This is a genomic window from Thermococcus sp. (assembly GCF_027052235.1).
Taxonomy (GTDB): Archaea; Methanobacteriota_B; Thermococci; order Thermococcales; family Thermococcaceae; genus Thermococcus.
In genome coordinates, this window is the sequence record NZ_JALUFF010000019.1 from 25,386 (window position 1) to 51,691 (window position 26,306).

Sequence of the window (26,306 nt, forward strand, 5' to 3'; positions counted from 1 at the left end):
TGAGGGAGAGAGGCGTTTTTGGGTGATGCTTATGGTGGTAAAGGAGTGTCCCGAGTGTCATGGAACCGGAAAGGTAAAGGTGGGTGAGAAGGAGTGCCCCGTTTGCGAGGGATGGGGCTACGTTCCCGCTGACTTCAAGATAGGTGACAAGCTGAAGGGCTACCGTAACCTTGACCACCTCGGAGTCGAGGACGAGGTTGACGAGATACCCTGTCCAGAATGCCACGGAAAGGGAACTGTCCCGGTTTACGACACCTGCCCAACGTGTGGCGGAACCGGAAAAGTTCTCGCCTGCGACATCTGCGGTAAAATCAAGGGCCCCTGGGAGCCGGGTATGGAGACCACGTGGGTCTGCCCCGACTGTCTGAGGAAGTACAAGGTGGTCTTCATACTCGACAAGACCTGCGACTACGAGGACGTTGAGATAGGGAGCCTTTACAAGGGCACGATAGACAGGGTGGAGCGCTTTGGCGTTTTTGTCAAGCTCAACCCGCACGTGGTTGGTTTAATCAAGAGGAAAGACCTTCTCGGTGGCAGGGACTACGTTCCCGGGCAGGAGATAGTAGTTCAGGTTCTCGACGTGAGGCCGGACAAGAGGGAGGTTGACCTCATCGAATCGGCCCTCAGGCACTACAAGACCGTCGTGGTTAAGAAGGAACTCCCGGTGACGCTCATCAAAGACCTCAACAAGGACATGGCGGGCAAAACGGTAAGGATACAGGGGAAGGTGACGCAGATACAGGTTACCGGCGGTCCAACAGTCTTCACAATAACAGACGGAACCGGAATAACCTGGGCCGCTGCCTTTGAGGCACCGGGAGTGAGGGCTTATCCGAACATAAACGTCGGCGACATCGTGGAGATAATAGGCAAGATAGCCTTCCACTCGGGCGAGATACAGATAGAGGTCAGCGACATGGCGAGGCTCTGGGGACCGGATGCAGCGAGGGTTAAACAGCAGATAGAGGCCGAGCTGGACAAGCGTGCCCAGCCCAAAGACGTTGGCTTCCTCGTTGAGAGCGAGGTTTTAGAGAAGCTCAAACCCAAGATTATGAAGGCCGCGTTCATGATAAGGAGGGCAATCTTCGAGGGAAGGCCCATCCTACTACGGCACCACGCCGATACCGACGGCTACACCTCCGGTTTGGCTCTTGAGTACGCTATAGTCCCGCTCATCGAGCAGGTTTCGCCCGATCCACAGGCAAGATGGAAGCTCTTCAAGCGCAGACCTAGCAGGGCACCCTTCTACGAGCTTGAGGATGTTCTCAAGGACATTATCTTCATGGTCGAGGACCACGAGAAGTTCGGTGATCCCCTCCCGCTGGTTGTCATAGTTGACAACGGCGGAACCAGCGAGGACATTCCGGCTTACAAGCGCATAAGGGCCTACGGAGTTCCTATCGTCGTCATAGACCACCACGATCCGCGCGAGTGGGTGAGCGAAGGTAAAGCCAAGGTCGATGAATACGTTGACGTCCACGTCAATCCCCACCACGTGAAGAGAGGTTACTACGAACTTACCGCTGGAATGCTGGCAACCGAAGTGGCAAGGTTCATCAACCCCGAGGTGGAGGACAGGATAAAGCACCTGCCGGCAATAGCCGGAACCGGCGACAGGAGTAAGGCTCCAGAGTTCTACCAGTACCTCGAGATAGCCAAGAAGGCCAAAGGCTTAACAGAGGAGGATTTGAAGAAGATAGCCGAAGTAATAGACCACGAGGCCTACTTCTGGAAGTTCATGGACGGGCACGGAATCATCGACGAGATTCTCCTCCTCACCGGCAACCTCCAGAGGCACCGCGAGCTGATAAATGCCATCTACCCCGAGGTTAAAGAGAAGCAGGAGAAGGCCCTCAAAGCTTCTCTGCCGCACGTCAAGAGCGTCGTCCTTCCGAACGGCATAAGGTTCAACACGATAGACGTGGAACTCTTCGCGCCTAAGTTCAGCTATCCATCGCCGGGCAAGTTAAGCGGACTCATCCACGACCACTTCAAGGAGAAGTACGGCGAGGACAGTCCAATCCTGACGCTCGCCTACGGCCCGGACTTCGCCGTTGTGAGGGCCAGCGACGGAATGGCCGCTTACAACTTCGACCTCAACGAGATAATCCCAAGGCTCCAGGAGAAGCTCCCGAGTGCGGGAATAGAGGGCGGCGGCCACAGCTACGCGGGCTCTATTAAATTCTTCGAGGGCATGCGCAAGGAGGTCTTAGAGGAGTTCGCGAAGCAGGTGGTCAGGCTGAAAAGGGCCTAATCCCAACCTTTTTAACCCTCCCGGAGAAATAGGAGAAACGGAGGAATTTGCATGAAGATAGTTCTCGAAGTTACCTTCAGGATGGGCGGGGTCTCCTACAGGGGCCACCGCTGGGAAGACGATGCACTCGTTTTTGAGTTCGAAAGGCTGGGGGATGCTTTCATACAGGTTTTGAGCACGAGGAAGGTTGAGGTAGAGGTAGAAAAGACTCCAGAGAAGGTTCTCGTCGAGCTGAAGACGAAGGAAGGGGGAAAGGTCTTCGAGGCCTTCGAGAGGGATGGCGTTTACCTGGCGGTGGAGCCCTAGGTTTCTCTCTTCCCAACCATCAGCACTAGGAGGGCCAGTATTCCTATAAAGGCAGGCCCACATATGTTTCTTTTCTCGTTTAACGGTTGTGTACCCATGTTTTGAGCTGGGGCGCTTGAGGTTTTGTCATGAGTAACGGATGAAGATGTATTCATCGAGCTTGTTGTGGATGGCGTCACCGGGGTGAGAGTGATGTCCAGTTTTCTGGTCTCTCCAGGATCGAGGGTTATGTTCATGGAGTAGTTCTGGTAGCCCTCCCGTGACAGGACTACACTGTAATTTCCGGGATTAAGGGTAACAGTTAGGGGGGTTATATTGTACATCTTCCCATTTATCAGCACCCTTGCTGATGGGTTGCTTGATATTACCAGAGTAGCGGGCTCGGGCCTAAGGTTGAATGTTAAGTTAATAGCACCAAAAGTCCATATCTTCTTTGATTGGGGAACGTAACCATCTTTAATGGCAGTAACAAGGCAGTGGTAGCTAGTTGGCAATATTATTCCCCTTGTCTCGGGTGTAAGGTTAAATGTGAACTTGTAGGTTGGTCTATAGGATATTGGGCATATTATCTTTATAGTGGCGTTTTTTGGAGAAACAGAAAGCCGCAAAAATGACGCAAGAACATCGACATGAAAACCATAACTAACAAACGCCTGTAAGTGAATCTTCTCCGTGTGGGATATGAAACCGGGACGGGTTACAGTAACATTGTGTGTTCCGGGAAGGAGGTATAGAGTAGTCACTGAGCTAACGTTAATTTTAGTGTTGTCTACGTAAATTGACGCATCTTTTGGAAATTGTGAATTTTTTCCCCGGATTATTTCTACCTCAACCATTGGTTTTGGATTTCTGAGTTCAACAAGGTTCAAGGCAGAATCAACAGGAACAATGCTGATATTTCCGGGATGCATCTCAACGTTGAGAAGTTTTATGTTATAAGGGGCAATATATCTGCCTGCCTTAATCCTGAAACCCGTATTCCGTAGCTGTATCGAAAAGTTTCCTCCATAGAGGAAGCTCTTGCTCAGTTCTGAAGGGTTATGGAGCTTGGTGTAGGGAATCCTGATGGCTAGAAGGGGATTGTATATCTTGAAGTTCGTATCTGAGTATCGTGTAGCAGTTAATAAGAGAACTAGGGAATTGTCCATGCTGAAAACAGAGGTGAATGGGGGAATGGTTGAGGGATAGTAAGTTACGGGAGAGCGGTTAACGTTAACAAAATAGCCGTCTATAGAGCTATTGTGAATCCACCCTACAAAAAATCTCTCATAGTTCTTGTAGATCCCAGACACTATCAGAGATTCGTTGGCAACCGGTAAATGATACAGGGTGAGGACACCGGAATAACCAAGCTCAATGGGGCTGGAGTTAACGATAGCTTCCTTAAATGAATAATAAATGGGGTTAAGGTTCTTATCAATGGTCATCCACCATAATCCGCTTTTCTGAAGGGTAGTCCTCACGGGGCTGTACTTTTTAACGAGGAACTCTCCAAAGAGCTTAATCGTATTGTTAGAGTAGCTTGCATTAATTGTCCACCAGTCAGCTGACCTTACGGGAGTGCCGCCATCAAGGAGAGTGTATGCAATCGAGTTCAGAATGCTAAGATCCTTTGTGAACTTCAAAATGAAGACTTTCCCCTGAGTATCGCCTAGACTCCAAGAACTTCCCACTACAATGTACGAGTTCTTGAGAACCAGAACGGCATCAATTCCATCGGCGTAAAGACCACCAATAGCAACGAGCCTCTCAAGCTTTCGGGTTTCTGGGTTGAAAATCCCAATGAATCCATCACTACCAGAGTAAAAGGATCCACTACCTACCAGCAAAATTTTCCCCGTGAATTTATCAACGAGCACCTTTGAGATAGACGATGTAGAACGGGTTAAGTAAGCCCTCTCCCATAGAATATCCCCTTTTTTGTTGAGATAAGCTACCCAGAACCCTCCGTGAAAATTTGAATGAATGTTTCCAGAATCTATGGCACCTGCAATTAAAAACCCTTCATCATAAGGGATGATTGAGGAAGGATAGATTGTATAGCCTTTTGGCTCAGAAGCACGGTATACCCGAAGGGGAATGAGATTCATATCATCGTCCAACTGGATAAGGGACCAAGTGTTTGTATTGTCAAAGAGGAAGATAAGCAAGCCATAATTCCCATTCTGTTCCATCACTAGGGCTGGTGTCTTATTGTTAACAGCGTATCCTGTAACTGTCACTTCGTCTTTAGGGCTGACTCCTGAGACATAACCAAAAGATATGATGTGAAGTAAAATAATGGTTAGAACTATCCGTCTAATATTCATAACCTCATCACCTCGTACATCCAAACCCTAGGAGTCCATTATAGTTTTAAATGTTTCTATTAGAGAAGAAAACGGTGGTGCCGATGTTCCTTGCCGAATTCAAGCTACGCTTTGGAGACAGGAAGTGGTACGTCAGGAGGATCGTTGAGGCATCGAGCATCGAGGAGGCCGAGGAGAAGGCGAGGCGCTACGCCGAGCTCATGAACCGCGGGGAGGTGAAGTGGGAGCTGAGCTACGTCATGGAGTCCAAGAGACCCCTCCTTCTGGGGGACGAGGAGATAGAAAAGCTCTCAGGTTGAAATCTCGCAGGCGAGGTTCTTCCCCATTATTTCCCTAACCTTCTCAACGCTCTTCGTGTGTCCCAGAGCGTACATGAGCTTTGTGAGCGTTGCCTCCTTCGTCATGTCTCCAGCGGGGATTACGCCGGCTTCAAGGGCTCTCCTGCCGACTTCGTAGCGGGTCAGGTCAACGCCACCGTACAGCGCCTGCGTCGTCATGACCACGGGCTTTTCTCCTGCAACCTTGGAAACGGCCCCGAGGAGGTTTCTGCCCCTGTAGGGAATTCCTCCCGCACCATAGCCCTCAAGCACAATCCCTTCACTCCTTCCGGCAACCGTCAGGAAGACCTCCGGCGAGAGGCCCGGCGTTAGGCGGAGGTAGGTAACATTGGGCTCTATTCTGGGGTCGAAGGAGGGCTCTCCCGATGGTAGGGCCGGCCTGTGCCTCACGATAACGTCATCCCCCTTTACGTAGGCAACGTCCGGGTAGTTGATGCTCTGGAAGGCGTTCAGGCCGAGGGAGTGAACCTTGGAAACCCTCGTCCCGAGCATTATCTTGTCCATGAATGCCACGTAGATTCCGGGGAAACCTTTAACCGCGAAGGTGAGCGCGGTTTTGATGTTTCTAGGGGCGTCGCTCCCGGGCTCGGTTATGGGAAGCATAGAGCCCGTCAGAACCACCGGGACTGGAACGTTCCCCAGCATGAAGCTCAGCGCGGAGGAGGTGTAGGCGAGGGTGTCGGTTCCGTGGGTTATCACGATGCCGTCGTACTCCCCGAAGGCCCTGAAGACGGCCTTTCCGATGGTAACCCAGTCCTCGGGCTGAATGAGCGTGCTGTCAAGGTTCAGAACGTCCTCCGTGTCTATTTTAACTCCATCGGTCTTTTCAATGCCGGCAAGGCTCAGTATCTCGTCGACGCTCAGTTTGGCTTTGTAACCTTTCTCGGTTCTCGCGCTGGCTATTGTTCCCCCGGTCCCAATGATGAGAATCCTCAACGCCCCCACCGTCCCTAATTGTCCCAACTCCTTTTAGTCTTTTTGACAATGAATGGGTGGAATTCCGGGATAAAATTTAAACAACTGTCATTTTTCACCCCGAATAAAGAGCATCATGACAAAAGCGAGGAGGTTCACCAGGGCGGAGTATAGGAAGGCCCATTCCAGGGAGCGGGCCTGCCAGAGGTAGCCGGCTATGACCGAGGCAGGAAAGACGAAAACGCCGAAGACCGTGTGATAGGCCCCGATTACCGTCCCCTTCTCGTAGCCCTTTGCAATATCGGCCATGTATGCCCTCGGGACGGTGTCCTCTATGGCTATGTAAACTCCGTAGAGGACGAAGGCCAGGAGGAGTGTGTGTATGTCGTGGGCGTAGGCGAACGCCAGAGAGGCCAGAGAGGCAACGAGAAAGCCAATGGTTATGAGCCTCTTCTTGCCGAAGCTGTCAGAGACGACGCCGAGGGGATAGGCGGAGAGTGCGTAGATGAGGTTGAAGAGGGCGTAGAAGGCTATGCCCTGCACCACAGTAAGGCCGAGCTCCTCTGCCTTCCAGAGCGTGAAGGCGTAGCTGTACCTCCCGAGGGCACCAACCGCGGCGGCCGCCAAAAAGAGCTGCAGCTCCCTGCTCCTCAGGGTTGAAATCCCGCTGATTTTCTTCTTGGCATTTCCTCCCCTCTCCCTGATAAAGAGGACTATCACGAACAGCGAGAGAAGTCCCGGCACCGCCGAGAGGAGGAAGAGGTAGCGGTACATCGTCCCCTTGGGCAGTTCCTTGAGGAGCTCTATGAGGGCTATGGCAACGAGAGGACCCGCAACTGCCCCAAGGGTGTCCATCATTCTGTGGAAGCCGAAGGATTTACCGCTCTTTCCCTTCTCGCTCGACTCGGCTATGAGTGCATCCCTCGGTGCTGTCCTTATGCCTTTGCCAATCCTATCGAGCGCCCTAATGGTTAGAAAATCCCACCAGTGCCTTGTAAAGGCCAGCGAGCCTTTAGCAAGGGTTGATAGAGTGTAGCCTGCCAGAACAAAGGCCTTCCTCTTCCTAAAGCGGTCGCTGAAGTAGCCAAAGATGACTTTAAAGAGGGAGCTCATGCTCTCTATCGCGCCCATGACCGAGCCACTGAGCAGTTCCCCGGTTCTGAGGACGTCGGTGAGGTAGCTGGGGATGACCGGGTTTATCATCTCACTGCTCATGTCGTTGAGGAAGCTGACTATACCGAGGATGAAGACCGTCCAGCTTACTCCGAGGACTTTGCGCTCGGACATGGCCTAACGCTCCAGGACGTGCTTTTCGAGGACGTAGCAGTGGAAGGCTCCCTCGAAGACCTTTTCGTCCCTTTCATTAAAAACTTCCGCCCACACCACCTTCTTTCTCCCGAGGTCTTCCCTTACTTCTGCCCTAGCGGTGAGCAGTTCACCTGCCTTTACGGGCTTCAGAAACCTCACCTCGGCCTTTCCAAGGACGACGGTAGGCTCGTTTACCGCCAGCATCGCGGCGTAGTCGGCTAAGCCAAAGGTAAACCCCCCGTGGACGAGGCCGTACTCGTCGACGGCCATCTCCTCCGTTGTCAGAAGCTCGACCTCGGCGTAGCCTTCCCCAATCTTCAAGGGCCTTCCGACGAGCCTCTCGGAGGCAAGCCTGTGGGTTCTCTGCTCCACGGCGACCACCAGCTTTATTTATCCTGGTGCCGTAAAAAGGTTGATGGCCATGCATCCGCTTGAGGAGGCTGTTAAGGTTAAAGGCTCTCCGGAGTTCACGAGGAGCGAGCTGATAGGAATACTCTCCTTCAGGCTCAGGAAGATGTCCCCCTCGGAGGCGAAGAAGGCCATTGCGGAGTGGATAGAGGAGGGCCTCCTGGAGGAGAGGGAGGGCAGGCTCATCGTAAAGGCTGAGGCCCTTGAGAGGGAGGAGAGCGGTGAGAGGCTCCTAGGGGAGATGGTTTCCCACATAGCCCGCTCGCTGGGGTGGAGCGAGCTGGAGGTCGTCGAGGGAATAAAGACCCTGAAGAAACGATACGGCGACCTCGACGAGAGGATACTGGCATACCTCTTCGGAATGGAGAAGGGGGTTGACATGTCGAAGTTCAGGGAGAGGCTTGAGGTATAACAATTTTAACCCGTTCGCCGAACTCTCTCCGGGTGGTACCATGCCCGAGGAGGCACTCATAGTTGTTGACATGCAGAGGGATTTCATGCCGGGAGGGGCACTTCCAGTTCCCGAGGGAGACAGGATAATCCCCAGATGCAACGAGTACATCCGCGAGTTCCGGAGGAGGGGAGCGTTGATAGTCGCGACGAGGGACTGGCATCCCCCTAACCACATGAGCTTCAAGGAGCGCGGGGGGCCGTGGCCGAGGCACTGCGTCCAGAACACTCCCGGGGCGGAGTTCGTCGTCGAACTGCCGAGGGATGCCGTGATAATCTCCAAGGCAACCGAGCCGGATAGGGAGGCTTACTCGGGCTTCGAAGGGACGAACCTCGCAGAAATACTGAAGAAGAACGGTGTGAAGAGGGTCTACATCTGCGGGGTTGCCACCGAGTACTGCGTGAAGGCCACAGCCTTAGATGCCGTAAAGCACGGCTTTGAGGTCTACCTCCTTCGCGATGCGGTGAAGGGCATCAAACCGGAGGACGAGGAGAGGGCCCTTGAGGAGATGAAGAGGGCCGGAGTGAGAATTCTGTGACTTTTTTCCACTCCTTCAGGAGGACGAGGAGGAGGTTGAGGACTATCGGCCCTATTATGAGGCCCTTCAGACCCATTGCCCACGTCCCACCTATCATCCCGATGAAGACTAGGGTCTCGTCGAGTTCCGCGTCCTTAGCAACCATCATGGGCCTTATCGTGTAGTCAGGAAGGGGGGAAACGAGGACGAAGCCGTAGATGGCTATTCCTATTGCGTGGCCGTACATTCCGTTGACCCAGAAGTATATCGCGGCTGCGAGCCATATCATCCAGCCCTCGAATAGGGGCACGAAGGAGAAGGCGAAGGTCAGAAGTCCGGCAAGAAAGGCCGTGTAGAGGTCAGAAACGCTGAAGATTATGAAGCCCAGTGTCATGAGGAAGCCCTTGGCGATGTTGAGGAGCAACCACGCCCTGAGGAGCGCCGAGAGAGTCCTGTCAACGCTCGACAGTATCTCCTCCCCGAGTTCCCTCTTGCTCTCCGGCAGGAGGGCCTTTATCTGGGCCGATATCTCATCTCCGTAGACGAGGGAGTAGTAGAATGTGAAGAAGAAGACTAAGAGCTGGAGAAGGTACCAGGGAAGGGAAAAGGCTCCCTTGGAGATGTAGTCCGCGATGCGGGGAATGAGCTGTTCCCTGAAGTTCTGCACGAAGTTCAGGACGTCGGGAGGGAGGGGCAGGGTTGCGATCCAGTCGAAGATGTTGACGACGTTGGTGTAGAGGGAAGTGAGAACCTGAACGGAAATCAGAATGAGCTTGAGGGCGAGGGCACCGCCCACTGCTATCATGAGGAGACTTATCGCTAAGGCGGATTCCCTCTTTCCAAGCTTCTCCTCCAAGCGTTCCTGAAGGGGGTAGAAGACGTAGGCCAGCACAAAGCCGAAGAATATGGCCGTAACTAGAGGCTGGACTACCCTCCAAGAGAGGTAGAGCACGAGGAAAACTGTCGAGGCCCAGACGAGTTCCTCAGTTCTCATCTCAGAAAGTTTATTTGGCCAACGTATAAAAAGCTCCCGGTGGGAGCATGGAGGCCGAGCTGAAGGAGAGGTTTGAGCTCTACATTGAGAGGGGCGACAGGCTGACGGAAGAGAGGAAATATGAGGAGGCCTTTGATGCATATCTTGAGGCCCTCATAACCCTCGCCAGTTTGAGGGTTTACGCGGACACGGGAATGCTCGTTCCAGCGGAGAGGCTGATAGGCTTCCTGGGGAAGTATCCGAGACTTGAGGAGGCCTTGAGAAGGTTCTCAGGAGTGAGGGGCGGTGAGAAAGAGGCAAGGGCTTTAAGGGAAGAGCTCGAAAGGCTCAGGGGCATGATGAGTTTGCCGAGTTCCGAGCGGTGAGGAGCCTCAGGGACTGACCCCGATCAGCTCGTTCCCCGTTTCCGTGCACTCCTCAACGGCTTTCCTTATGGTTCTCGCCAATCCGGGGCCGGTTTTCAAAACAAGCCTCAGCTTTCCCCTCTTTGTTTTGAAGAACATCTCAAGGACACTGCTGAGGCGGTGGTATTTCAGCGATGGCCTTCCCCGGACGAAGATTAGCCTCCCCTTTCCGTTTACGCTCACCTCGATTGAGGTGCCGTTGAAGAAGAGCGAGAAACAGGGGGTTCCGGAGGTTATCTCCTCGCCTTCCAGATAAGCCCTTCCCCTGGCCGTCCCGAGGTACACCGAGGAGGACACGCTGTCGAGGTAGCTCCCCAAAGCTTCATAAACCGGGGCTTCCCTATACACGGACATCACCTGCATAAGTTGGGCGTGGTGATATTTGGGTAATTACCCGTTAACGGTGGTTTCCATGAGGATAGTGTCGGCCGACACGGGCGGTGCCCTTCTGGATGAGAACTATGAGCCGATCGGGCTGATAGCAACGGCTGCGGTGCTGGTGGAAAAGCCCTACAGAACCGCAACGCTGAGCAGGGTGAGGTACGCGGATCCATTCAACTACGACATGAGCGGAAGGCAGGCGATAAGGGACGAAGCTCTCTTGGCAGTCGAGCTCGCGAGGGAAGTTAAGCCGGATGTTGTTCACCTCGACTCGACAATAGGCGGAATAGAGCTCAGGAAGCTCGACGAGCCGACGATAGATGCACTCACGATAACCGACCGGGGAAAGGAGGTCTGGAAGGACCTTGCCAAGGAACTCCAACCCCTCGCCAAGAGGTTCTGGGAGGAGACGGGGATAGAGATAGTCGCCATAGGGAAGTGGAGCGTCCCGGTGAGGATAGCGGAGATATACTCCGGGATATACACGGCGAAGTGGGCGATCGACTACGCGAGGGAGAACGGGAAAGTTATGGTGGGCCTTCCCCGCTATATGAAGGTCGAGATAAGGCCGGGAAAAATCTACGGTGAAAGCCTCGATCCCAGAGAAGGCGGTCTCTTCGGGGAAATAAAAGCTGAAACGGACGGAATATGCTGGGAGCTTTACCCTAATCCCCTCGTGAGGAGGTACATGGTGCTGGAAGTATGGGAAGAATAAGGGGCTAAGCCCCCTTCTCCAGCTCGCTCGGGAACTTTATGGCGTCGAAGGGGCACGTCTGGTTGCAGACGCCACAGCCCGTACAGAGCAGGCTGTCTATCCTAACTTTCCTCTTCTCCGGGTCGTAAACGAGCGCTGGACAGCCGGTTAGGAGTATGCACGCCTTACAGCCGGTGCACTTCTCCTCAATGACGAGCGGTATCTCCCCTATTTCACCGCGCCTTATCACCGGGATTACGCACTCGCGCCTCGCTATAATCACAGCAGGCCCCTCAACCTGCATTGCCTCCTTTATAGCGTCTCTCGTCTGCTTGAGGTCGTAGGGGTCAACTGTCTTGACGTACTTCACGCCGAGAGCTTTAACGAGAGCCTCTATGTCTATCTCGTTGAACTTCCTGCCGGTTTCGCTTCCGCCCGTTCCCGGGTGGGGCTGGTGGCCGGTCATTGCCGTTGTCCTGTTGTCGAGTATCATCACTAGAACGTTCAGGTTCTTGTAGACGGCATCGATTAAAGGCTGGATCCCGTTGTGGAAGAATGTGGAGTCGCCTATCGTCGCTATTATCTTCTTGTCCATGACGACGCTCTGCCCGTTCGCTAAACTTATGCTCGCGCCCATGACGAACTCCGTCCAGATGGCTTCAAGCGGTGGGAGGAGCGATAACGCGTAGCAACCTATGTCTCCGTGTATGGGGACCTTGTAACGGCCGAGCTTCAGGTCGCGGAGCGCATCCAAGGCGGCCCTGTAGGAACCGCGATGGGGACAGCCTGGGCACATCACAGGAGGCCTCTTTGGAGCCAAGCTTTCGGCAAACTTTACCTCCTCGGGCTTCTCGTAGGTCTCTCCTTCCTCGCCGATGAGCCTTAAGAGCGCGTTCCTTACGAGACTCGGGGTGAGCTCGCCCTCAAGGGGCAAATGCCCGGTCCTCTTGCCGTATATCGGGACGTTTAGGCCGGCCTCGTAGGCGGCTATCTTGACCTCTTCCTCAAGGAAAGGCGCGCCGTCCTCGATTACTATCGCGTACTCAATCGTCTTCAGGAAGTCAGTAACCAGCTTCCTCGGGAGCGGATGGGGCGTTGATAGCTTGAGAACCTTGAAGTCCGCGTTTATCTTTGGCAGAATCTCTCTAACGTAGTTGTAGGGCGCTCCCTCGACGATTATTCCGATTTTTCCGCTCCCCTCGACCCAGTTGAAGGGCATTGAGTTGAACTCCTCCTCTATCTTCGCCAGCGTCTCGTTGAGCCACTTGTGCCTCTTCCTGTTGCCCTCCATGCTCGCCCTTACATAGCGCTCTATGTCCTTCTTGAAGACGGGCTTTCTGTCGAGCTCGACGAACTCGCCGACCTCAACATCTGCGGTCGTGTGGTTAACCCTCGTTGTCGTGCGGAAGATTACCGGAACCTTGTACCTCTCGCTTAGCTCGTAGGCGTACTTTATGAGGTCGTGGGCCTCCTGCGGGTCGGCAGGTTCAAGAACTGGCAGGAGAGAAATTTTACCGTAATACCGATCGTCCTGCTCCGTCTGGCTGGTGTGCGGTCCGGGGTCGTCGGCAACGAGAATTACAAGACCGCCCTCAACGCCAGAGTAGGCCAAACTCATGAGCGGGTCGGCGGCGACGTTTAAGCCGACGCACTTCATCGTTACTAGAGCCCTCAACCCGGTGTAGGCAACTCCCGCCGCTTCCTCCAAGGCCACTTTCTCGTTCGGTGCCCACTCGGCAAAAACCTCGGGTTTAAGCCTTGCTATGGTCTCAATAACTTCTGTTGACGGCGTTCCGGGGTAGCCAGTCGCGAAGACAACGCCGCTTTCAAGCGCCCCGTAGGCTATGGCCTCGTTGCCCATGAGAAGCTTTTTTTCGCGCCTCTCAGCTTTTACCTCCACCGAATCAGAAGGGTGAGCTTTAACGGCCTCCATAACACCACCGTATGGGATTGACGAAGGAAGTTAAAACTCTGACCTCAGAAAAGTCCCGCTAGAAATCTAAAATTTTCGGTTATGTCATGTTATAAATTAAAAAGTGTCGAACTAAAGCATCTTTCCAACGATAGGAATCAATTCACATATCTAGCCTGCTATTATGAGAGTATTTAGCCCGAGTTTTTGACTCCATCTTTTGTATTTTCTCAATCTTTCGTATTCTTTCACTTTTGTCAAGGGCGTACACAATGGCCAGAAAAACTATTGCCAATACTCCCAAGGGTCCAATTATCATGAAGAACACAGAAAAAGACGAGAAAAACTCAAGGAACATCCCAATCATGATCAGACCAAAGAGTAGTAGGAGCATATCATATCCATACCGCTCCATAAAGAGATCAAAGTCCATTTCCACCACCGTAAAATTTCTCTCTTTGAGACGTAAAAGCTTTTCGGGCCGAGCCCCTTAAATACCCCGCCCGGGAGCTGTTATTATGAAGGTCGGAAAGCTGATGGGGGAACTGGATAAGGCCATAGCCCACCTTGAGGTGGCCCTCGTCGCGAACCAGCAGAGGATTTTTGAGAGCCCTTATACCAGCTACGAGTTCGCCCAGAGGGCCCTTGAGATAGAGGAAGACCTTAACGACCTGAAAAAGCTCAGGGAAGAACTCTCGAAGCTTGACCCGGAGAGCGAAATCGAGGAGCACTACCCGGAGAAGGATGTCGAGAGGCTTTTGAAACTCCTTGAACTGCTTGAACGGTCGAACGCTCACCTTTACTGAGGTGATCGTATGGACTTCAGGGAGCTTGAGAAAAAGCTGGTGACCTTTAGAGACGCAAGGGGCTGGAAGAAGTACCATACTCCAAAGAACCTTGCAATATCGGCGGTGGTTGAGCTCGGCGAGCTCCTTCAGCACTTCCAGTGGGCGAGTAACGAGGAGATACTGAAGGCGATGGAAGATCCGGAAAAGAAGGAGGCAGTGGCCGATAAGATAGCCGACGTTATAATCTACCTGACCCTCCTTGCACATGAGCTCGGCATAGACCTTGGCGAGGCCGTTGCGAGAAAAATTGAGAAGAACGAGAGGAAGTACCCCACTAAGATGGTCGAGAAGTGAATCTACTAATCGTCTTTTAGTGCATTCCTTCTGCTTTTCAGGAGGGTGAGTACTGGTAGAACGGCCAGTCCAGCGATTATCCCTAGACCACAAACTGCTTTTTCTCTGGATGGGCTGCTTTTGGGCGGTGTTCCTATTGGGGGTACGTTTGGATAAGCCTTAAACACGGGCTTTCCCCATTTACAGGTTATATTTTTCCTTTCTCTCCAGCATTCGAAGGTGATGTATTCGTCGCATTCTCCTGAACCCCCGCAGGTGAAGGTGTGTAGTGTAATCTTCAAGTGGTTTGACGTGATTATCATGTTCCATTTTTCTATTGTGCTGTTCCAGTGTCCTTTCTCCCATTCTCCAGCTGAGAATTTCCCGCTGATGTTAGGCAGGTAATTCACAACGCCCCACTGGTATTCTTTGAGAACCTTTGAGAGGTTCCAGTCTGTTATGTTGAAGGGTATCCGGGGAGTGTTTGAGTAGTACTGGTCTGGTTTTTCGGTCTTTGCTCCGCTTGGAGAGTACGAGATTGTCCAAACGTGTGTCTCGTTGTAAGGCATTATAACGTAGACTTTTTGGATGGAAGAGTCGTTGAAGGGATTCCACGGTGGAGTCCAATTTCTTAGGGTCGCGTCACCTCTAATGCAGATGCAGAGGTATGTTTGGTTTTGGTCGAGCTTTTCGAGAGCATTGAGCGCACTAACCGGCTGGAGGAGCATCAAAAAGACAAAAAGCAAGGGAAGGAAACGCTTCATTCATTCACCCCCACCGTACGGTTAAGTAATAGCCTACCCCCGTGTAAGGGCCGACTTTAGGTATGTTGTCTGGTGGATAGGTATTACCTCTTTCCATTTATCCTCCTCTCCAACAGCGCAGAGATTAACGCTAGGCCAACTAACAAAGCTGGCCCGCAGGTTCTTTTGTCTTCTGGTTTCTGGGCATTTGTTTTGGTGTACCTCATGTCCATTCCGCAGTCTGGGGGCACTTGTGACATCACTTTACAGTTCGTTGCGTTAGCACTGCAATTAATATCCAAAATCAGCAAACAACCGTGTACCTCGCAGTCGCTACAGTGGAACTGAAGGTTAATCCCTTCACTCCAGATTTTTCCGTTCATTTCCTCAAAGCTTCCCTTCCATTTCGCTCCATATGGATCGTGTGCTGTCGTGTTTTTTGTGACGTTCTCCAAATTGCTCCAGTTAATGTTACTGATCGTGAAAGGGGGTGAGTTTTTTGTCGGAATGAGTTCTCTTCTGCTCTTGTTTCCAGTTATTATAATCTTGAGGTCGTGACTCTCGTTGTAGGGTTTAATGACGGTCAGGTTATCAACCAGGAACCACTTTTCTGGCGTGCAGTTTGAGTGGCACTCGAAGGTCACCAGCTTCACCGTTTCATTAGCCGGCAGGTAGTTGAAGAGATTGACTTTTCCGGCCGAAACGAGCGGGGGGAGAAAAAGAAAGAGCAAAGCCAAAGCATAGAGCCTTCTCACCTTAACTCACCTCCACTCTAAGGTAATAACCAACTCCAGTGTACGGGCCGGTTTTGGTATGTTGTCTGCTGGGAGTTAGGTATCACCTCTTTCCATTTGTTCTCCGCTCCAACAGAGCAGGGAGTAACACCAATCCAATTAGCAACCCAGGCCCGCAGATTTTGTTTTCTTCTTTCCTTGTGTTTTCAGTCGTCTCCTTCCCGATGGGTGGTACGTTAGAATAAGCCTTAAACGCAGGCTTTTCCCATTTACAGGTTGTGTTGTTTCCTTCTCTCCAGCATTCAAAGATGATGTACTGCTCGCACTCGCCACAATGCCCACCATAAAGGACAACCTTAAACTTGCTTGCTGAGAGTGTGACTTCCCATCTGGTTATTGTGCTGTTCCAGTACCCCTTTTCCCAGTGTTCCCCGCTGATGTTAGGCAGGTAGTTTTCAACGCCCCACTGGTACTCCTTGAGGACCTTTGAGAGGTTCCACTCTGAGAGATTGAAGGGCTTTGGGTTTCCGTGTTTGGAAAAGTATCCTTCTTTCCATTTTCCTCCTTCGTAGTATTTGTTGAATGTGTGTGTTTCATTGTACTCGTAACCTATGTTAATCCAGGTTATAGAGGAATCGTTAAGGGGATTCCACGGGGGAGATCCAGTAAGACTGTATCCTTCAATGTTGACGTAGTAAATGGGTTTATCAATTAAACCTTCCCACACGCTTACACCCTTAACTAATGGGACTGAGAACAGTAGGGCAAAAACAAAAATTGAAAAGCGAATCCCCATAGCATCACCCCCAGTTGACCCTTAGGTAGTAGCCAACGCCAGTGTAGGGGCCGACTTTAGGTATGTACCCCTTGGGGAGCTCCTGATCGGGTGTTCCATCAAAGTCCAAGTCAAGATAAAGCCCTGCATCTTGGTGGTATATCCCATTATAAGACAAAGTATGGCCCCTTGCAAGCAGTGCAAACACGACTTCCCACGCTGATGTCCTGTTTGTGGAGATGCTATCTATAGTGTACGCATCTTGCCAGTGAGACGGCATAATTTGATATAGGGTGGTTATGTTCTTGGTTGGATTGTGGTCATTTATTGCTTTCACAAGTCCATAACCAAATTTTCCTCTCAGTTTTTTGTCGTACTCAACCAGTTCGTTGTAGAACCAGTCATAGTCGCTCTTCAGTGTGGGGTGCCCCTTCGTACTTAATTCTTCTCCTTTCCATTTCCTGCCCATAACCGTATGGAGCCAGTCGAAGCCTGAAACATGGTACTCATTCTGAAGAACCGAAGCCAAATCCCAATAGCAGAAGCCTTCAAGTGTTCCGTTCTTATCGTGATCCCATGAAAACGGTGCACTGTACTCATCCCCTATGCCGAACACGAAGTGGCCGAGTTCGTGGGCTATTCCCCTATAGTATTCATCTGGAGTTTCATTCCCGAACTCTCTAAAGAGTTCGATATATCCATTCTCCTTATTGGTCATATTCTTCACCCACTTCCAGTACCAGAAACCGTGGTGTGTGAGTAAGGTGTCGTTCTTTGTAGGTCTAATTCTCACCATTGACTCCCTCCATTCCTCGCTTCCCTCCTGTACGTTGTTCTTTATGCTAATCTCCGTTATCATCGCGTAGCCGTCAGTGTAATCGTAGATCACCTGGCTTGCCCTCTGAAAACCTTTGATGAGTTTTTTAAGGTAATCTTCATCGGCGTTCCAGCCAACTGCGACCGAAAGCTTTATTCCGAGAACATCTGGCTTTACTGGATTCTTTCCTATGAACAGCTCCACCGCATTCGGAACGCTGTCGCCGTCGTAGTCGCCGTAAGCGTCGTTTATTCTCGGCGAGAATCTGTTAGTTCCAAGCTCTTTGTTAAGCTCCAGCTCTCTGTGGAATGGTATCCCATCGCCGTCTGCGTCGTTCAGCTTTATGAGGAACCATATTTCTGCATCGTCCTCGTCGATGTCCTCCGACGTTGCAACGGCGTCAAAGGTCAGCGCGCTTGTCTCAGTAGAGGTTTCTGAACTCGAAACTGATTCGGTGCTGAGGGTCTTGGCGCTATCTCCTCCCCTCCTGAAAATGAGTGTTGCCTCGTACTTGGTGTTCTTTCTAATTTTGGCCGTCGCATTGGTCGTGAGGTTACTTACGTTGGTGCCTTTACCTACCCCTTCCGTGGAGGTTGCACTCACTTCATCGTTCAGCTTCATTGTCCTCACTTTCGCGTTCCGCTTGTTGATGATGAGTACTTTCTTCTGAGTTCCGTTGGGTAGTGCGAGGGTGAAGAGCACGGCCTCTTCCGGGTTTGTGTACCGGTAGAGAGTTCCGCTCTGGTAATCTTTAAGTTCTAGCTCCTCTATTCCATCCCAGCCCTTCACGTCGGTGATGTTTACAACGCTTAAATCGTAGCCAAGGGCTTCAAGCTCATCGTAGTACTTGGAAAAAGGTTCGGCATCGTGTTCCCCTCCGTTCGTGTAGTCCTCCGTGGAGTCGTCGGCACCGCTCAGGTGGCCATAGCCGAAGTAAAGCTTATGGTCGTTTATGTAATCGTCACCCCACCACGTGCCGTTTCTAAGGCTAAAGAAGAGCTTAGCAACCTTTCCAGCTTCATTGTTTCCCGGTTTGGGGGAAATGTCCATAACGTCATCCCCCGAAGCCAAGTCTCTGTCCACAAGTTTAAGATCTACCTCAATAGTCTCAACGTCATCGGGCGGGTTGAACCTCAGAACGGCCACTGCTTCTCTCTGGATGTTCTCGAAGATGTCTTTTCCCAGCATTGTCATCTTCTCGACGTCTTGGGTGTTGTCGGGGAGGTCTTCTTTTAAGGTCTGGATGATTGAACCCGCCTTAAAAGTGGCCTCAACGCGGAAGTCAACATCCCAGCCTAAGTTGTAGTTTTCGGCTGGGTCAAGTGCCCTTGCTCTGAAGATATACAACTCAACAACGGCATCCCTCAGCGGGTCAACGTCCTTTGAGTCAATAACCCCATCACCGTCCGTGTCGTTGTTCCTCGGATTAGTGCCGTACTCAAGCTCCAAGGCGTTGCACCACCCGTCTTTATCGCTGTCGGTAATCACTGTTATCGTTCTGGTTACGGATTTGCCCTTAAGTCCATATTCATCGATTGGCGTCGCCTCAACGGTGACTTCCTCCCTGCAGTTCGTGCGGTTGTAAATCGGTGCCAGCGGAAACTCTCTGGTTTTTCCGGAAACCAAGCCTTTTAGCCAGAAGCTGTAGCGACCGATAACCCTCACCCAGACCTTGACCCTATCTCCATCGCCATCAACCACAGTAACGCTTCCATTGCCCTTCTCGTTTGCATAGAGCAATTCTGGAAGCTCAAGGTCAACTATTGATGGTGGAGAGTTGGGTTTTACGTAGATGCGCTTCTCCCACCTGCTCGTTGACCCGTCGCTGGACTGCATGATTATCGTGACCGTGTGATAGCCAGCCTCGGGACGCTTCCAGAGGAGGTAAAAGCCGTACTCACTGTGCCCGTACAGGAAGCCTTTCGTGAACTCGTCCGTCTTCGCCCCATCAACGAGAAGCGTTAACCTAACGTTGACTTTGCTTCCCGTGGGGTTCTCGGCCGTAATGTTGAACTTGAGAGGATGATTTTCGACGGGTTTTCCGTATTCAACGTCCTTCAGATGCGGGTGAACCTCCAGAACCTTAAATGTCTTTGCCGAAGTTTGGGTTCTTCCTTTGTAGTTCGGGATGAACTTGACGACGAGAGAGTGAGTGCCGGTCGTTGCCCTCCATCCAGTCCTTACCCAGTAGCCCCTTATACTGTAACCCCACACCGTCACGTTTTTGTTAGTTACAACAAGGTTTCCGTCAACGTAGACCTGAACGGTTCCGGCACCGCTGACAACGCCCCTGTTGTCCAGCTTAATCTTAACTCTTAGAAAATCCCCAACCACAGGGCTCACGGGATACACGGAAACGTCCTCTATGGTTATGTTTGGTGACGCTGTGTATCTGTAAATCGAGACGAGGTTGCCCGATTTATCAACCAGATAAACGGTATCCCCGTCGTTGTTGAGTATAGCGTTTTCTGGGGAAGTTGCAAGCTGAACCTTTCCAACGGAGTTCGGCGCGATACTTAAGGAAAGCTTAACCACGTGGTCTCTGCCAAAAGAGTCGTGGCAATCATCGCGCGGGAGGTTGTTTGCCCAGCACTTCTGATTGTTGTACGCGTAGCCATCTAGGAGGTACCATCCGTTTAGGCTAACGGTTGTCAGCGAGGGGTTTTCAATGTAAACGTACTCCCCGCTTCCATCGTTCGTCAGGTAGTCAACGCCCACTATCCTGACGCCGGGGCTTACCGAGAGGGGAGTTATTACGAAGTGGTTCTCAAGGGATTGAACTGAATAAGTGCCTGATTCAGCCTTTTTGACCGCGTTGAGGGCAGAATACGGATTTTCCCAGAGGTATGTTTTGATTAAAGCTGGCTCGGTTCCGTTGTACCACCATATCTGGAATATCAAGTCAGTCCCGTTCCAGCGGACGTTTTTGATTCTCATGTAATCCGAAACCACAACGTCGCCGTTTAGAGTTCCGTTTAGGAGGGTTTCGATGAGGGAGAGCATCGCCTTCCTCTCGTCCGGGGTTGCGTTCTGGAGGGATTTCAGGTACTCCTCGAAGAAGGGGTTAATCACGCCCCCCCCCAGTTCGGGTTTTTGAAAGCGCCTTCACCTGTGGATTTCCTATCCCGCTTAAAACCACCAGCGCTATGAGAAGCACTCCAACTGCTTTCCTCACGTTTATCACCACTAGGAGTTGTTTCATAAAAAGTTCTGAATTCAAAATAAAAATCTTACGGAAGAATGTTAAGCCGACCTAATTTCGGTTAAAAACTTCCTCAGCAGTGAAACTTCTCCCGGACTCAGCCTGTTCCTAATCCAGCGCTCCTTCATGTTCAGGTTCTCGTCCTCCAGGTCGAGAACGGCCTTCCTAACGCCTCCGCGGGGATTTTTGCTGTCCCCCTTCCACCTTGGAATAACGTGGAGATGTAGATGGGGAACCGTTTGGCCTGCTTCCCTTCCGAGGTTCATGCCGACGTTGAAGGCCTCCGCCTTCAGGACTTCCCTCAGGGCTTCCATTGCCAGCTCCATGCCCCTGATAAGCGCCAGCTTCTCCTCTTCCGTTAGTTCTTCCCACCTTTCGACGTGCCTCTTTGGGACGACGAGGAGATGGCCTTTGCTGGCTGGATACGAGTCGATTAGAATCCTGATGAGCCTCCCTTCGTACACAACGCTTTCCGGTTCGGGCGAGCAGAAAGGGCACCCCATAGAACCACCAAAGGCTTAAATCCCATTGGGGTTAAAAAGGCTTGGTGATTTAATGGACGAGCTGAAGGAGATGGAGAGAACATACAGGAGGCTCTTTGGACTCGGCTCGCTCTTACTCCTGACGGGCTTTGTCCTGCTGATATTCAGGCCAATAGGGAATGAAACCTCGGTCGTTGCCGGGCTTATAGTCTTCCTGCTGTCCTTCATACCCCTTGACATGGCAAGGCGGACAGCCAGAAAGATGGCCGTTGTTGCCCTCAGGGGAAAATAGAAAAGCTTAATATATCACCGGAGAACAATCGGAAAGGAGTAGTGAAAGTAGGGGTGATGTGAAATGGCGTTTGTACCACCGCAGGCAGGTTACGACAGGGCTATTACGGTCTTCAGCCCCGACGGAAGGCTCTTCCAGGTCAACTACGCAAGGGAGGCCGTTAAAAGGGGAGCCACCGCCGTAGGCGTCAAGTGGAAGGATGGTGTTGTTCTGGCAGTTGAGAAGAGGATAACGAGCAAGCTCATCGAGCCGAGGAGTTACGAGAAGATATTCCTCATAGACGACCACATAGCGGCAGCGCCGAGTGGTATAATAGCTGACGCGAGGGTTCTCGTGGACAGGGCTAGGCTGGAGGCTCAAATCTACCGTCTCACCTACGGCGAACCCGTCCCGCTCACCGTTCTGGTGAAGAAGATTTGCGACCTCAAGCAGGCCCACACCCAGTACGGCGGTGTGAGGCCCTTTGGAGCGGCCCTCCTAATGGCCGGGGTTAACGAGAAGCCGGAGCTCTACGAGACGGACCCGAGCGGTGCCTACTTCGAGTGGAAGGCGGTAGCGATAGGCAGTGGAAGGAACGTTGCCATGGCCATCTTTGAGGAGCACTACAGCGATGAGATAGACATGGAGGGGGCCATAAAGCTCGCCATACTTGCTCTCGCGAAAACCCTTGAGGAGCCCAGCGCCGAGGCAATAGAGGTCGCCTATATAACCACCGAGGAGAAGCGCTGGAAGAAGCTCCCGGCGGAGAAGCTTGAGAAGTACCTCAGCGAAGTCCTTGAGGAAGTCAAGGAAGAGGAAGTCGAGGAGAGGGAGGAGGACTACTCCGAGCTCGACCAGAACTACTGAGGTGACGGGCGATGCCGATAAGCGTTGATAAGGCCGTCATCGCCCGTCTGAAGACGCACGGCGAGACCTTTGAGATACTCGTTGACCCATATCTGGCTAGGGACTTCAAGGAGGGCAAGGACGTTCCGATAGAGGAAATCCTGGCCACTCCTTACGTTTTCAAGGATGCCCACAAGGGCGACAAGGCCAGCGAGCACGAGATGGAGAAGATTTTTGGAACGAGCGACCCCTACGAGGTGGCAAAGATAATCCTTCGAAAGGGCGAAGTTCAGCTCACAGCCGAGCAGAGAAGGCAGATGCTTGAGGAGAAGAGGCGCTACATAGCGACGATAATCCACAGGCACGCCGTCGATCCCAGAACAGGTTACCCACATCCGGTGGAGAGAATCCTCAGAGCGATGGAGGAAGCGGGAGTCCACGTTGACCTCTTCAAGGATGCAGAAGCGCAGGTTCCTCAGGTGATAAAGGCGATAAGACCCCTCCTCCCGATAAAGCTTGAGATGAAGGTGATAGCGGTAAAGATACCCGCTGACTACGTTGGCAGAGCCTACGGCGAGGTTCGGAAGTTCGGGAGCATAAAGCGCGAGGAGTGGGCCAGCGACGGCTCTTGGATGTTCCTCATTGAGATTCCGGGAGGAGTTGAGGAGGAGTTTTATGAGAAGCTCAACGCCCTGACGAAGGGCACCGCGGTAACCAAACTTATAGAGAGGAAGGGACTATGAGGAGGATTTTTGTTAAGCCAAGGGAATTGGTAGTCCCTGGGACACTGCTTGCCCAGGGGCCCTTTAAGAACGGAAGAGGGACCTTCAGGGAAGGCAACAGGATATACTCGACGGTGATAGGGCTCGTGGAGATCAGGGGAGACATGATAAGGGTCATACCGCTTGAGGGACCCTACATACCCGAAGTTGGAGACAACGTGCTCGGCAAGATAGTGGACGTCAGGTTCTCGAACTGGGTCGTTGACATAGGCGCGCCATACCAGGCCAACCTCCGAGTTCAGGACGCTGTGGAGGAGAGGATAGACCTGCTCAAGACTGACCTGAGGAAGATATTCGACATTGGGGACATAATCTACGCCAAGGTCAAGGCCTTCAACGAGATAAATCAGATCGACCTGACAACGAAGGGGATGCCCTTCAAGGGCGGACCCCTCAGGGGAGGCCAGCTTGTAACCATTACCCCCTCCAAGGTGCCGAGGCTCATCGGCAAGGGCGGTTCTATGATAAACCTAATCAAGAAGCTGACGAACACGAGGATAATAGTCGGCCAGAACGGCTGGGTCTGGGTCAGCGGAAAGAACGACGAGCTTGAGAAGCTCGCGATAGAGGCAATTCTGAAGGTTGACCGCGAGAGCCACACCCAGGGGCTCACCGACAGGGTGAAGGAGTTCCTGCTCTCAAGGCTCAGGGAACTGAAGGAGCAGGGCGTTATAGAGGAGGTACCCTCTATCGAGGAAAAGGAGGAAGGTGACAAAAATGATGGGCAGGCCTGAGGGATTAAAGCTCATCGATGAGAACGGTAAGAGGCTTGACGGTAGGAAGAAGTACGAGCTCAGGCCAATTAAAATGGAAGTTGGCATACTCAAGAACGCGGACGGCTCGGCCTACGTCGAGTGGGGCAAGAACAAGATTTTAGCTGCCGTCTACGGCCCGAGGGAGATACACCCCAAGCACCTCCAGAGGCCGGACAGGGCAATACTCAGGGTAAGGTACAACATGGCCCCGTTTAGCGTCGAGGAGAGAAAGAAGCCCGGTCCGGACAGGAGGAGCGTCGAGATAAGCAAGGTCATCAGGGGTGCACTTGAGCCGGCCTTACTGCTCCACATGTTTCCGAGGACAGCCGTGGACGTCTTCATAGAGGTTCTTCAGGCTGACGCCGGAACGAGAGTTGCCGGGATAACCGCCGCCTCATTGGCCCTTGCAGATGCGGGCATACCCATGAAAGACCTTGTAGCTGCATGTGCAGCTGGAAAGATAGACGGGGAGATAGTGCTCGACCTGAACAAGGACGAGGACAACTATGGCGAGGCAGACGTTCCCGTTGCCATAATGCCCCTCAAGAACGACATAACTCTCCTCCAGATGGACGGCTACCTCACCAGAGAGGAGTTCATCGAGGCCGTAAAGCTCGCAATAAAGGGCGCCAAGGCCATCTACCAGAAGCAGAGAGAAGCTCTCAAGGAGAAGTACCTCAAGATAGCGAGGGAGGTTGAGGGAAATGAGTGATGTTGAGGTTATGGCAAGCATAATGCGCGATCACATTCTCGGCCTTCTCCGCGAGGGCAAGAGGATAGACGGTCGCTCCTTCGAGGACTACCGCGACCTGGAAATTAAGGTCAACGTCATCGAGAAGGCCGAGGGCTCTGCATGGGTCAAGCTTGGAAACACTCAGGTTCTCGTGGGCATAAAGGTCGACCTCGGCGAACCCTTCCCGGACCTGCCTGAGAAGGGCGTCATGACGACCAACGTCGAGCTTGTCCCGCTGGCCTCGCCGACCTTTGAGCCCGGCCCGCCTGACGAGAACGCCATCGAGCTTGCGAGGGTTGTTGACAGGGGCATAAGGGAAAGCCAGGCTGTTGAGCTGGAAAAGCTTGCGATAGTTCCGGGCAAGCTCGTCAGGGTGATATTCATAGACGTCCACGTCCTGGACCACGACGGGAACCTCCTCGACGCCAGCGGTATAGGTGCCATAGCGGCCCTGATGAGCACGAAGATGCCCAAGATTGAGTACAACGAGGAGACCGGCGAGGTAACGGTGCTCGACGAGTACGAGCCCCTCCCTGTGAGAAGGGTTCCGATACCGGTTACCTTCGCCAAGATAGGCAACAACATCGTCGTTGACCCGAACCTGGACGAGGAGCGCGTCATGGACGGCAGGATAACCATAACCACCGACGAGAACGGCCACATCTCCGCGGTCCAGAAGGGCGAAGGCGGTGCCTTCAAGCTTGAGGAGGTAATGTACGCCGTCGACACCGCCTTCAAGAAGGCGGAGGAGATAAGGAAGATAGTCCTTGAGGCCGTCAAGGCCTGAACCCCTTTCTATTTTCCGGTGGTTGAAATGGACATCATAACAATCATAGCCTCGGTTATATTCGCGGGTTTCTTTGTGAGAACGGTTTACCTTCTCCTCAGGGAGGAGTCCCAGAAGGAGCTCCTCCTCACAACGGGGCTATGGGGTTTAGCTCTGCTCGTGTGGGCCCTCTACCTCTGGAGCGAGAAGGGGCCAAAGCTCTCGATAACAGCTGTTATCCTGCTGTCCGTTGCGACCTTTGCGCTCTCCTTCTACGGGCTCTTCTGCCTGAAGGAGGAAAGGCCCGAAGAGTTTGAGAAAGAGCTATAAAGGTTGGTAATTAAAATTAGACAGCCTTAGGTGTTACGGGGGGACGGTCATGGGATTGTTTGACAGCCTTAAAAGGAAGGAAGAGAGGCCCAGGAGAAAGATTCCGGCTTCGCTAAAGAAGAAGGAGGAGGTTCCACCAAGGAGCGACATAGAGGTCGTCCCTATTGAGGAAGACGTTCTCGCCAAGGAGCTCGTTAAGCCCCAGTTCCGCTACCTGAAGAAGATAACCGTGACGAGCTACTCCGACCTTGAGAGGATTTCCGCTGAGCTCCAAGAGGGCAACATAGTCCTTGTGGACTTGACGCCCCTTGAGAAGAGGCCCGACGTCCTCGAAAAGATAGCGGAGCAGATAAAGGGCATGGTAAACGCCCTCGACGGGCAGGCCGCGAAGGTTTGCAGGAACGAGATAAAGCTCATACTCCTTCCGAGCGACATAAGGATAGCCAAGTGACTTTTTTCTTAACCATGCCTTTATAAATCCTTTTGGGTTCTTCCTCCCGGTGGTCGTGAAATGGTGGAGGGCGAGAAGAAGGAGAAGGTTGATGTTAAACCCGAGCTCGGCGAGATTCAGGTAATAAGCCTTGGGGACTGCCCCATATGCGGTGGGAAGGGAACGCTCAAAGCCATGCAATACATCCACGAGATTCCCTACTTCGGCAAGGTCATGGAGAGCACGATATACTGCGAGAGGTGTGGCTACCGCAACGCCGACGTCATGATACTCGAAGACAGACCGCCGAAGCTCTACACGGTGAGGG

General features: G+C 52.4%; 30 protein-coding genes and 1 pseudogene. 18 read left to right on the top strand and 13 right to left on the bottom strand.

Annotated elements, in window-relative coordinates; all coding sequences use genetic code 11:
- The first annotated feature begins 31 nt into the window (after positions 1 to 31).
- Both MVC73_RS01940 and MVC73_RS01945 read left to right on the top strand, forming a co-directional pair.
- Positions 32 to 2,254 (top strand): DHH family phosphoesterase, encoded by a 2,223-nt coding sequence (locus MVC73_RS01940; RefSeq protein WP_297506426.1) that lies wholly within the window; start codon positions 32 to 34, stop codon positions 2,252 to 2,254.
- A 51-nt stretch (positions 2,255 to 2,305) separates the two neighbouring features.
- Positions 2,306 to 2,560, top strand: coding sequence for a hypothetical protein (locus MVC73_RS01945; RefSeq protein WP_297506362.1), 255 nt, complete (start codon positions 2,306 to 2,308; stop codon positions 2,558 to 2,560).
- On the opposite strand, the gene MVC73_RS01950 is transcribed toward MVC73_RS01945, so the two are convergent.
- Complete coding sequence (locus MVC73_RS01950; RefSeq protein ID WP_297506364.1) at positions 2,557 to 4,869, bottom strand: PEGA domain-containing protein; 2,313 nt, start codon at positions 4,867 to 4,869, stop codon at positions 2,557 to 2,559. The genes MVC73_RS01945 and MVC73_RS01950 overlap by 4 nt on opposite strands.
- 83 nt (positions 4,870 to 4,952) lie before the next feature.
- On the opposite strand from MVC73_RS01950, the gene MVC73_RS01955 reads away from it, so the two are divergent.
- Complete coding sequence (locus MVC73_RS01955) at positions 4,953 to 5,168, top strand: hypothetical protein (RefSeq protein ID WP_297506428.1); 216 nt, start codon at positions 4,953 to 4,955, stop codon at positions 5,166 to 5,168.
- On the opposite strand, the gene MVC73_RS01960 is transcribed toward MVC73_RS01955, so the two are convergent.
- From MVC73_RS01960 to MVC73_RS01970, 3 genes are all read right to left on the bottom strand, one after another.
- On the bottom strand, positions 5,160 to 6,143 hold the full coding sequence (locus MVC73_RS01960; protein ID WP_297506430.1) for an asparaginase: 984 nt from the start codon (positions 6,141 to 6,143) through the stop codon (positions 5,160 to 5,162). The two genes, MVC73_RS01955 and MVC73_RS01960, sit on opposite strands and share 9 nt — an antisense overlap.
- Positions 6,144 to 6,230: 87 nt before the next feature.
- Positions 6,231 to 7,409 (bottom strand): MFS transporter, encoded by a 1,179-nt coding sequence (locus tag MVC73_RS01965; protein ID WP_297506366.1) that lies wholly within the window; start codon positions 7,407 to 7,409, stop codon positions 6,231 to 6,233.
- Between the two features lie 3 nt (positions 7,410 to 7,412).
- Complete coding sequence (locus tag MVC73_RS01970) at positions 7,413 to 7,802, bottom strand: PaaI family thioesterase (RefSeq protein ID WP_297506432.1); 390 nt, start codon at positions 7,800 to 7,802, stop codon at positions 7,413 to 7,415.
- A gap of 49 nt (positions 7,803 to 7,851) precedes the next feature.
- On the opposite strand from MVC73_RS01970, the gene MVC73_RS01975 reads away from it, so the two are divergent.
- Both MVC73_RS01975 and MVC73_RS01980 read left to right on the top strand, forming a co-directional pair.
- Positions 7,852 to 8,250: a DUF2240 family protein gene (locus MVC73_RS01975; protein WP_297506434.1), complete on the top strand. Its 399-nt coding sequence runs from the start codon at positions 7,852 to 7,854 to the stop codon at positions 8,248 to 8,250.
- 40 nt (positions 8,251 to 8,290) lie between these two features.
- Positions 8,291 to 8,827 (top strand): nicotinamidase, encoded by a 537-nt coding sequence (locus MVC73_RS01980; RefSeq protein ID WP_297506368.1) that lies wholly within the window; start codon positions 8,291 to 8,293, stop codon positions 8,825 to 8,827.
- Here MVC73_RS01980 and MVC73_RS01985 read toward each other — a convergent pair.
- Positions 8,763 to 9,800 carry an AI-2E family transporter gene (locus MVC73_RS01985; protein WP_297506370.1) on the bottom strand — a complete coding sequence of 346 codons (1,038 nt, stop codon included), beginning with the start codon at positions 9,798 to 9,800 and terminating at the stop codon, positions 8,763 to 8,765. The two genes, MVC73_RS01980 and MVC73_RS01985, sit on opposite strands and share 65 nt — an antisense overlap.
- Before the next feature lie 47 nt (positions 9,801 to 9,847).
- Here MVC73_RS01985 and MVC73_RS01990 point away from each other — a divergent pair, with 47 nt between their 5' ends.
- The gene (locus MVC73_RS01990; protein ID WP_297506372.1) at positions 9,848 to 10,165 is read left to right on the top strand and encodes a hypothetical protein; all 318 of its coding nucleotides are present in this window, start codon (positions 9,848 to 9,850) and stop codon (positions 10,163 to 10,165) included.
- Positions 10,166 to 10,171: 6 nt separating this feature from the next.
- Here MVC73_RS01990 and MVC73_RS01995 read toward each other — a convergent pair whose 3' ends face one another.
- Positions 10,172 to 10,558: a hypothetical protein gene (locus tag MVC73_RS01995; protein WP_297506373.1), complete on the bottom strand. Its 387-nt coding sequence runs from the start codon at positions 10,556 to 10,558 to the stop codon at positions 10,172 to 10,174.
- Between the two features lie 58 nt (positions 10,559 to 10,616).
- Here MVC73_RS01995 and MVC73_RS02000 point away from each other — a divergent pair, with 58 nt between their 5' ends.
- Positions 10,617 to 11,300, top strand: a complete 684-nt coding sequence (locus tag MVC73_RS02000) for a DUF4152 family protein (protein ID WP_297506375.1) — start codon at positions 10,617 to 10,619, stop codon at positions 11,298 to 11,300.
- 4 nt (positions 11,301 to 11,304) lie between these two features.
- On the opposite strand, the gene iorA is transcribed toward MVC73_RS02000, so the two are convergent.
- A complete protein-coding gene (gene iorA / locus MVC73_RS02005; protein WP_297506378.1) occupies positions 11,305 to 13,212 on the bottom strand; it encodes an indolepyruvate ferredoxin oxidoreductase subunit alpha in 1,908 nt (635 codons plus the stop codon).
- 142 nt (positions 13,213 to 13,354) lie between these two features.
- Complete coding sequence (locus tag MVC73_RS02010; protein ID WP_297506436.1) at positions 13,355 to 13,624, bottom strand: hypothetical protein; 270 nt, start codon at positions 13,622 to 13,624, stop codon at positions 13,355 to 13,357.
- Between the two features lie 85 nt (positions 13,625 to 13,709).
- Between MVC73_RS02010 and MVC73_RS02015 the strand changes: the two genes are divergently transcribed.
- Positions 13,710 to 13,997 (top strand): hypothetical protein, encoded by a 288-nt coding sequence (locus tag MVC73_RS02015; RefSeq protein WP_297506380.1) that lies wholly within the window; start codon positions 13,710 to 13,712, stop codon positions 13,995 to 13,997.
- Positions 13,998 to 14,006: 9 nt separating this feature from the next.
- Complete coding sequence (locus MVC73_RS02020; protein WP_297506382.1) at positions 14,007 to 14,333, top strand: nucleotide pyrophosphohydrolase; 327 nt, start codon at positions 14,007 to 14,009, stop codon at positions 14,331 to 14,333.
- Between the two features lie 5 nt (positions 14,334 to 14,338).
- On the opposite strand, the gene MVC73_RS02025 is transcribed toward MVC73_RS02020, so the two are convergent.
- From MVC73_RS02025 to MVC73_RS02045, 5 genes are all read right to left on the bottom strand, one after another.
- Positions 14,339 to 15,076 (bottom strand): hypothetical protein, encoded by a 738-nt coding sequence (locus MVC73_RS02025; RefSeq protein WP_297506384.1) that lies wholly within the window; start codon positions 15,074 to 15,076, stop codon positions 14,339 to 14,341.
- A gap of 83 nt (positions 15,077 to 15,159) precedes the next feature.
- Positions 15,160 to 15,810, bottom strand: a complete 651-nt coding sequence (locus tag MVC73_RS02030; protein ID WP_297506386.1) for a CGP-CTERM sorting domain-containing protein — start codon at positions 15,808 to 15,810, stop codon at positions 15,160 to 15,162.
- Between the two features lie 82 nt (positions 15,811 to 15,892).
- Entirely contained in the window at positions 15,893 to 16,585 is a 693-nt protein-coding gene (locus tag MVC73_RS02035; RefSeq protein ID WP_297506388.1) for a CGP-CTERM sorting domain-containing protein, read from the bottom strand.
- A gap of 4 nt (positions 16,586 to 16,589) precedes the next feature.
- Complete coding sequence (locus MVC73_RS02040; RefSeq protein ID WP_297506390.1) at positions 16,590 to 20,453, bottom strand: lamin tail domain-containing protein; 3,864 nt, start codon at positions 20,451 to 20,453, stop codon at positions 16,590 to 16,592.
- A gap of 171 nt (positions 20,454 to 20,624) precedes the next feature.
- Positions 20,625 to 21,086 (bottom strand): HIT family protein, encoded by a 462-nt coding sequence (locus tag MVC73_RS02045; RefSeq protein WP_297506392.1) that lies wholly within the window; start codon positions 21,084 to 21,086, stop codon positions 20,625 to 20,627.
- Positions 21,087 to 21,138: 52 nt separating this feature from the next.
- On the opposite strand from MVC73_RS02045, the gene MVC73_RS02050 reads away from it, so the two are divergent.
- The 9 genes and pseudogenes from MVC73_RS02050 to MVC73_RS02090 form a co-directional block, all read left to right on the top strand.
- Positions 21,139 to 21,357 (top strand): hypothetical protein, encoded by a 219-nt coding sequence (locus MVC73_RS02050; RefSeq protein WP_297506394.1) that lies wholly within the window; start codon positions 21,139 to 21,141, stop codon positions 21,355 to 21,357.
- A gap of 63 nt (positions 21,358 to 21,420) precedes the next feature.
- Positions 21,421 to 22,203, top strand: a complete 783-nt coding sequence (psmA, locus tag MVC73_RS02055; protein ID WP_297506396.1) for an archaeal proteasome endopeptidase complex subunit alpha — start codon at positions 21,421 to 21,423, stop codon at positions 22,201 to 22,203.
- An 11-nt stretch (positions 22,204 to 22,214) separates the two neighbouring features.
- On the top strand, positions 22,215 to 22,925 hold the full coding sequence (locus MVC73_RS02060; RefSeq protein ID WP_297506398.1) for a ribosome assembly factor SBDS: 711 nt from the start codon (positions 22,215 to 22,217) through the stop codon (positions 22,923 to 22,925).
- Complete coding sequence (gene rrp4, locus MVC73_RS02065; protein WP_297506400.1) at positions 22,922 to 23,698, top strand: exosome complex RNA-binding protein Rrp4; 777 nt, start codon at positions 22,922 to 22,924, stop codon at positions 23,696 to 23,698. The genes MVC73_RS02060 and rrp4 overlap by 4 nt, the downstream gene beginning before the upstream one ends.
- Complete coding sequence (gene rrp41 / locus MVC73_RS02070) at positions 23,682 to 24,431, top strand: exosome complex exonuclease Rrp41 (RefSeq protein ID WP_297506402.1); 750 nt, start codon at positions 23,682 to 23,684, stop codon at positions 24,429 to 24,431. The genes rrp4 and rrp41 overlap by 17 nt, the downstream gene beginning before the upstream one ends.
- The gene (gene rrp42 / locus MVC73_RS02075) at positions 24,424 to 25,239 is read left to right on the top strand and encodes an exosome complex protein Rrp42 (protein WP_297506404.1); all 816 of its coding nucleotides are present in this window, start codon (positions 24,424 to 24,426) and stop codon (positions 25,237 to 25,239) included. The genes rrp41 and rrp42 overlap by 8 nt, the downstream gene beginning before the upstream one ends.
- Before the next feature lie 27 nt (positions 25,240 to 25,266).
- Positions 25,267 to 25,548, top strand: coding sequence for a hypothetical protein (locus MVC73_RS02080; RefSeq protein WP_297506406.1), 282 nt, complete (start codon positions 25,267 to 25,269; stop codon positions 25,546 to 25,548).
- 49 nt (positions 25,549 to 25,597) lie between these two features.
- Positions 25,598 to 25,999 carry a cell division protein SepF gene (gene sepF / locus MVC73_RS02085; RefSeq protein WP_297506408.1) on the top strand — a complete coding sequence of 134 codons (402 nt, stop codon included), beginning with the start codon at positions 25,598 to 25,600 and terminating at the stop codon, positions 25,997 to 25,999.
- Between the two features lie 123 nt (positions 26,000 to 26,122).
- Positions 26,123 to 26,306, top strand: a pseudogene (locus tag MVC73_RS02090) (Lar family restriction alleviation protein); the annotation flags it as partial.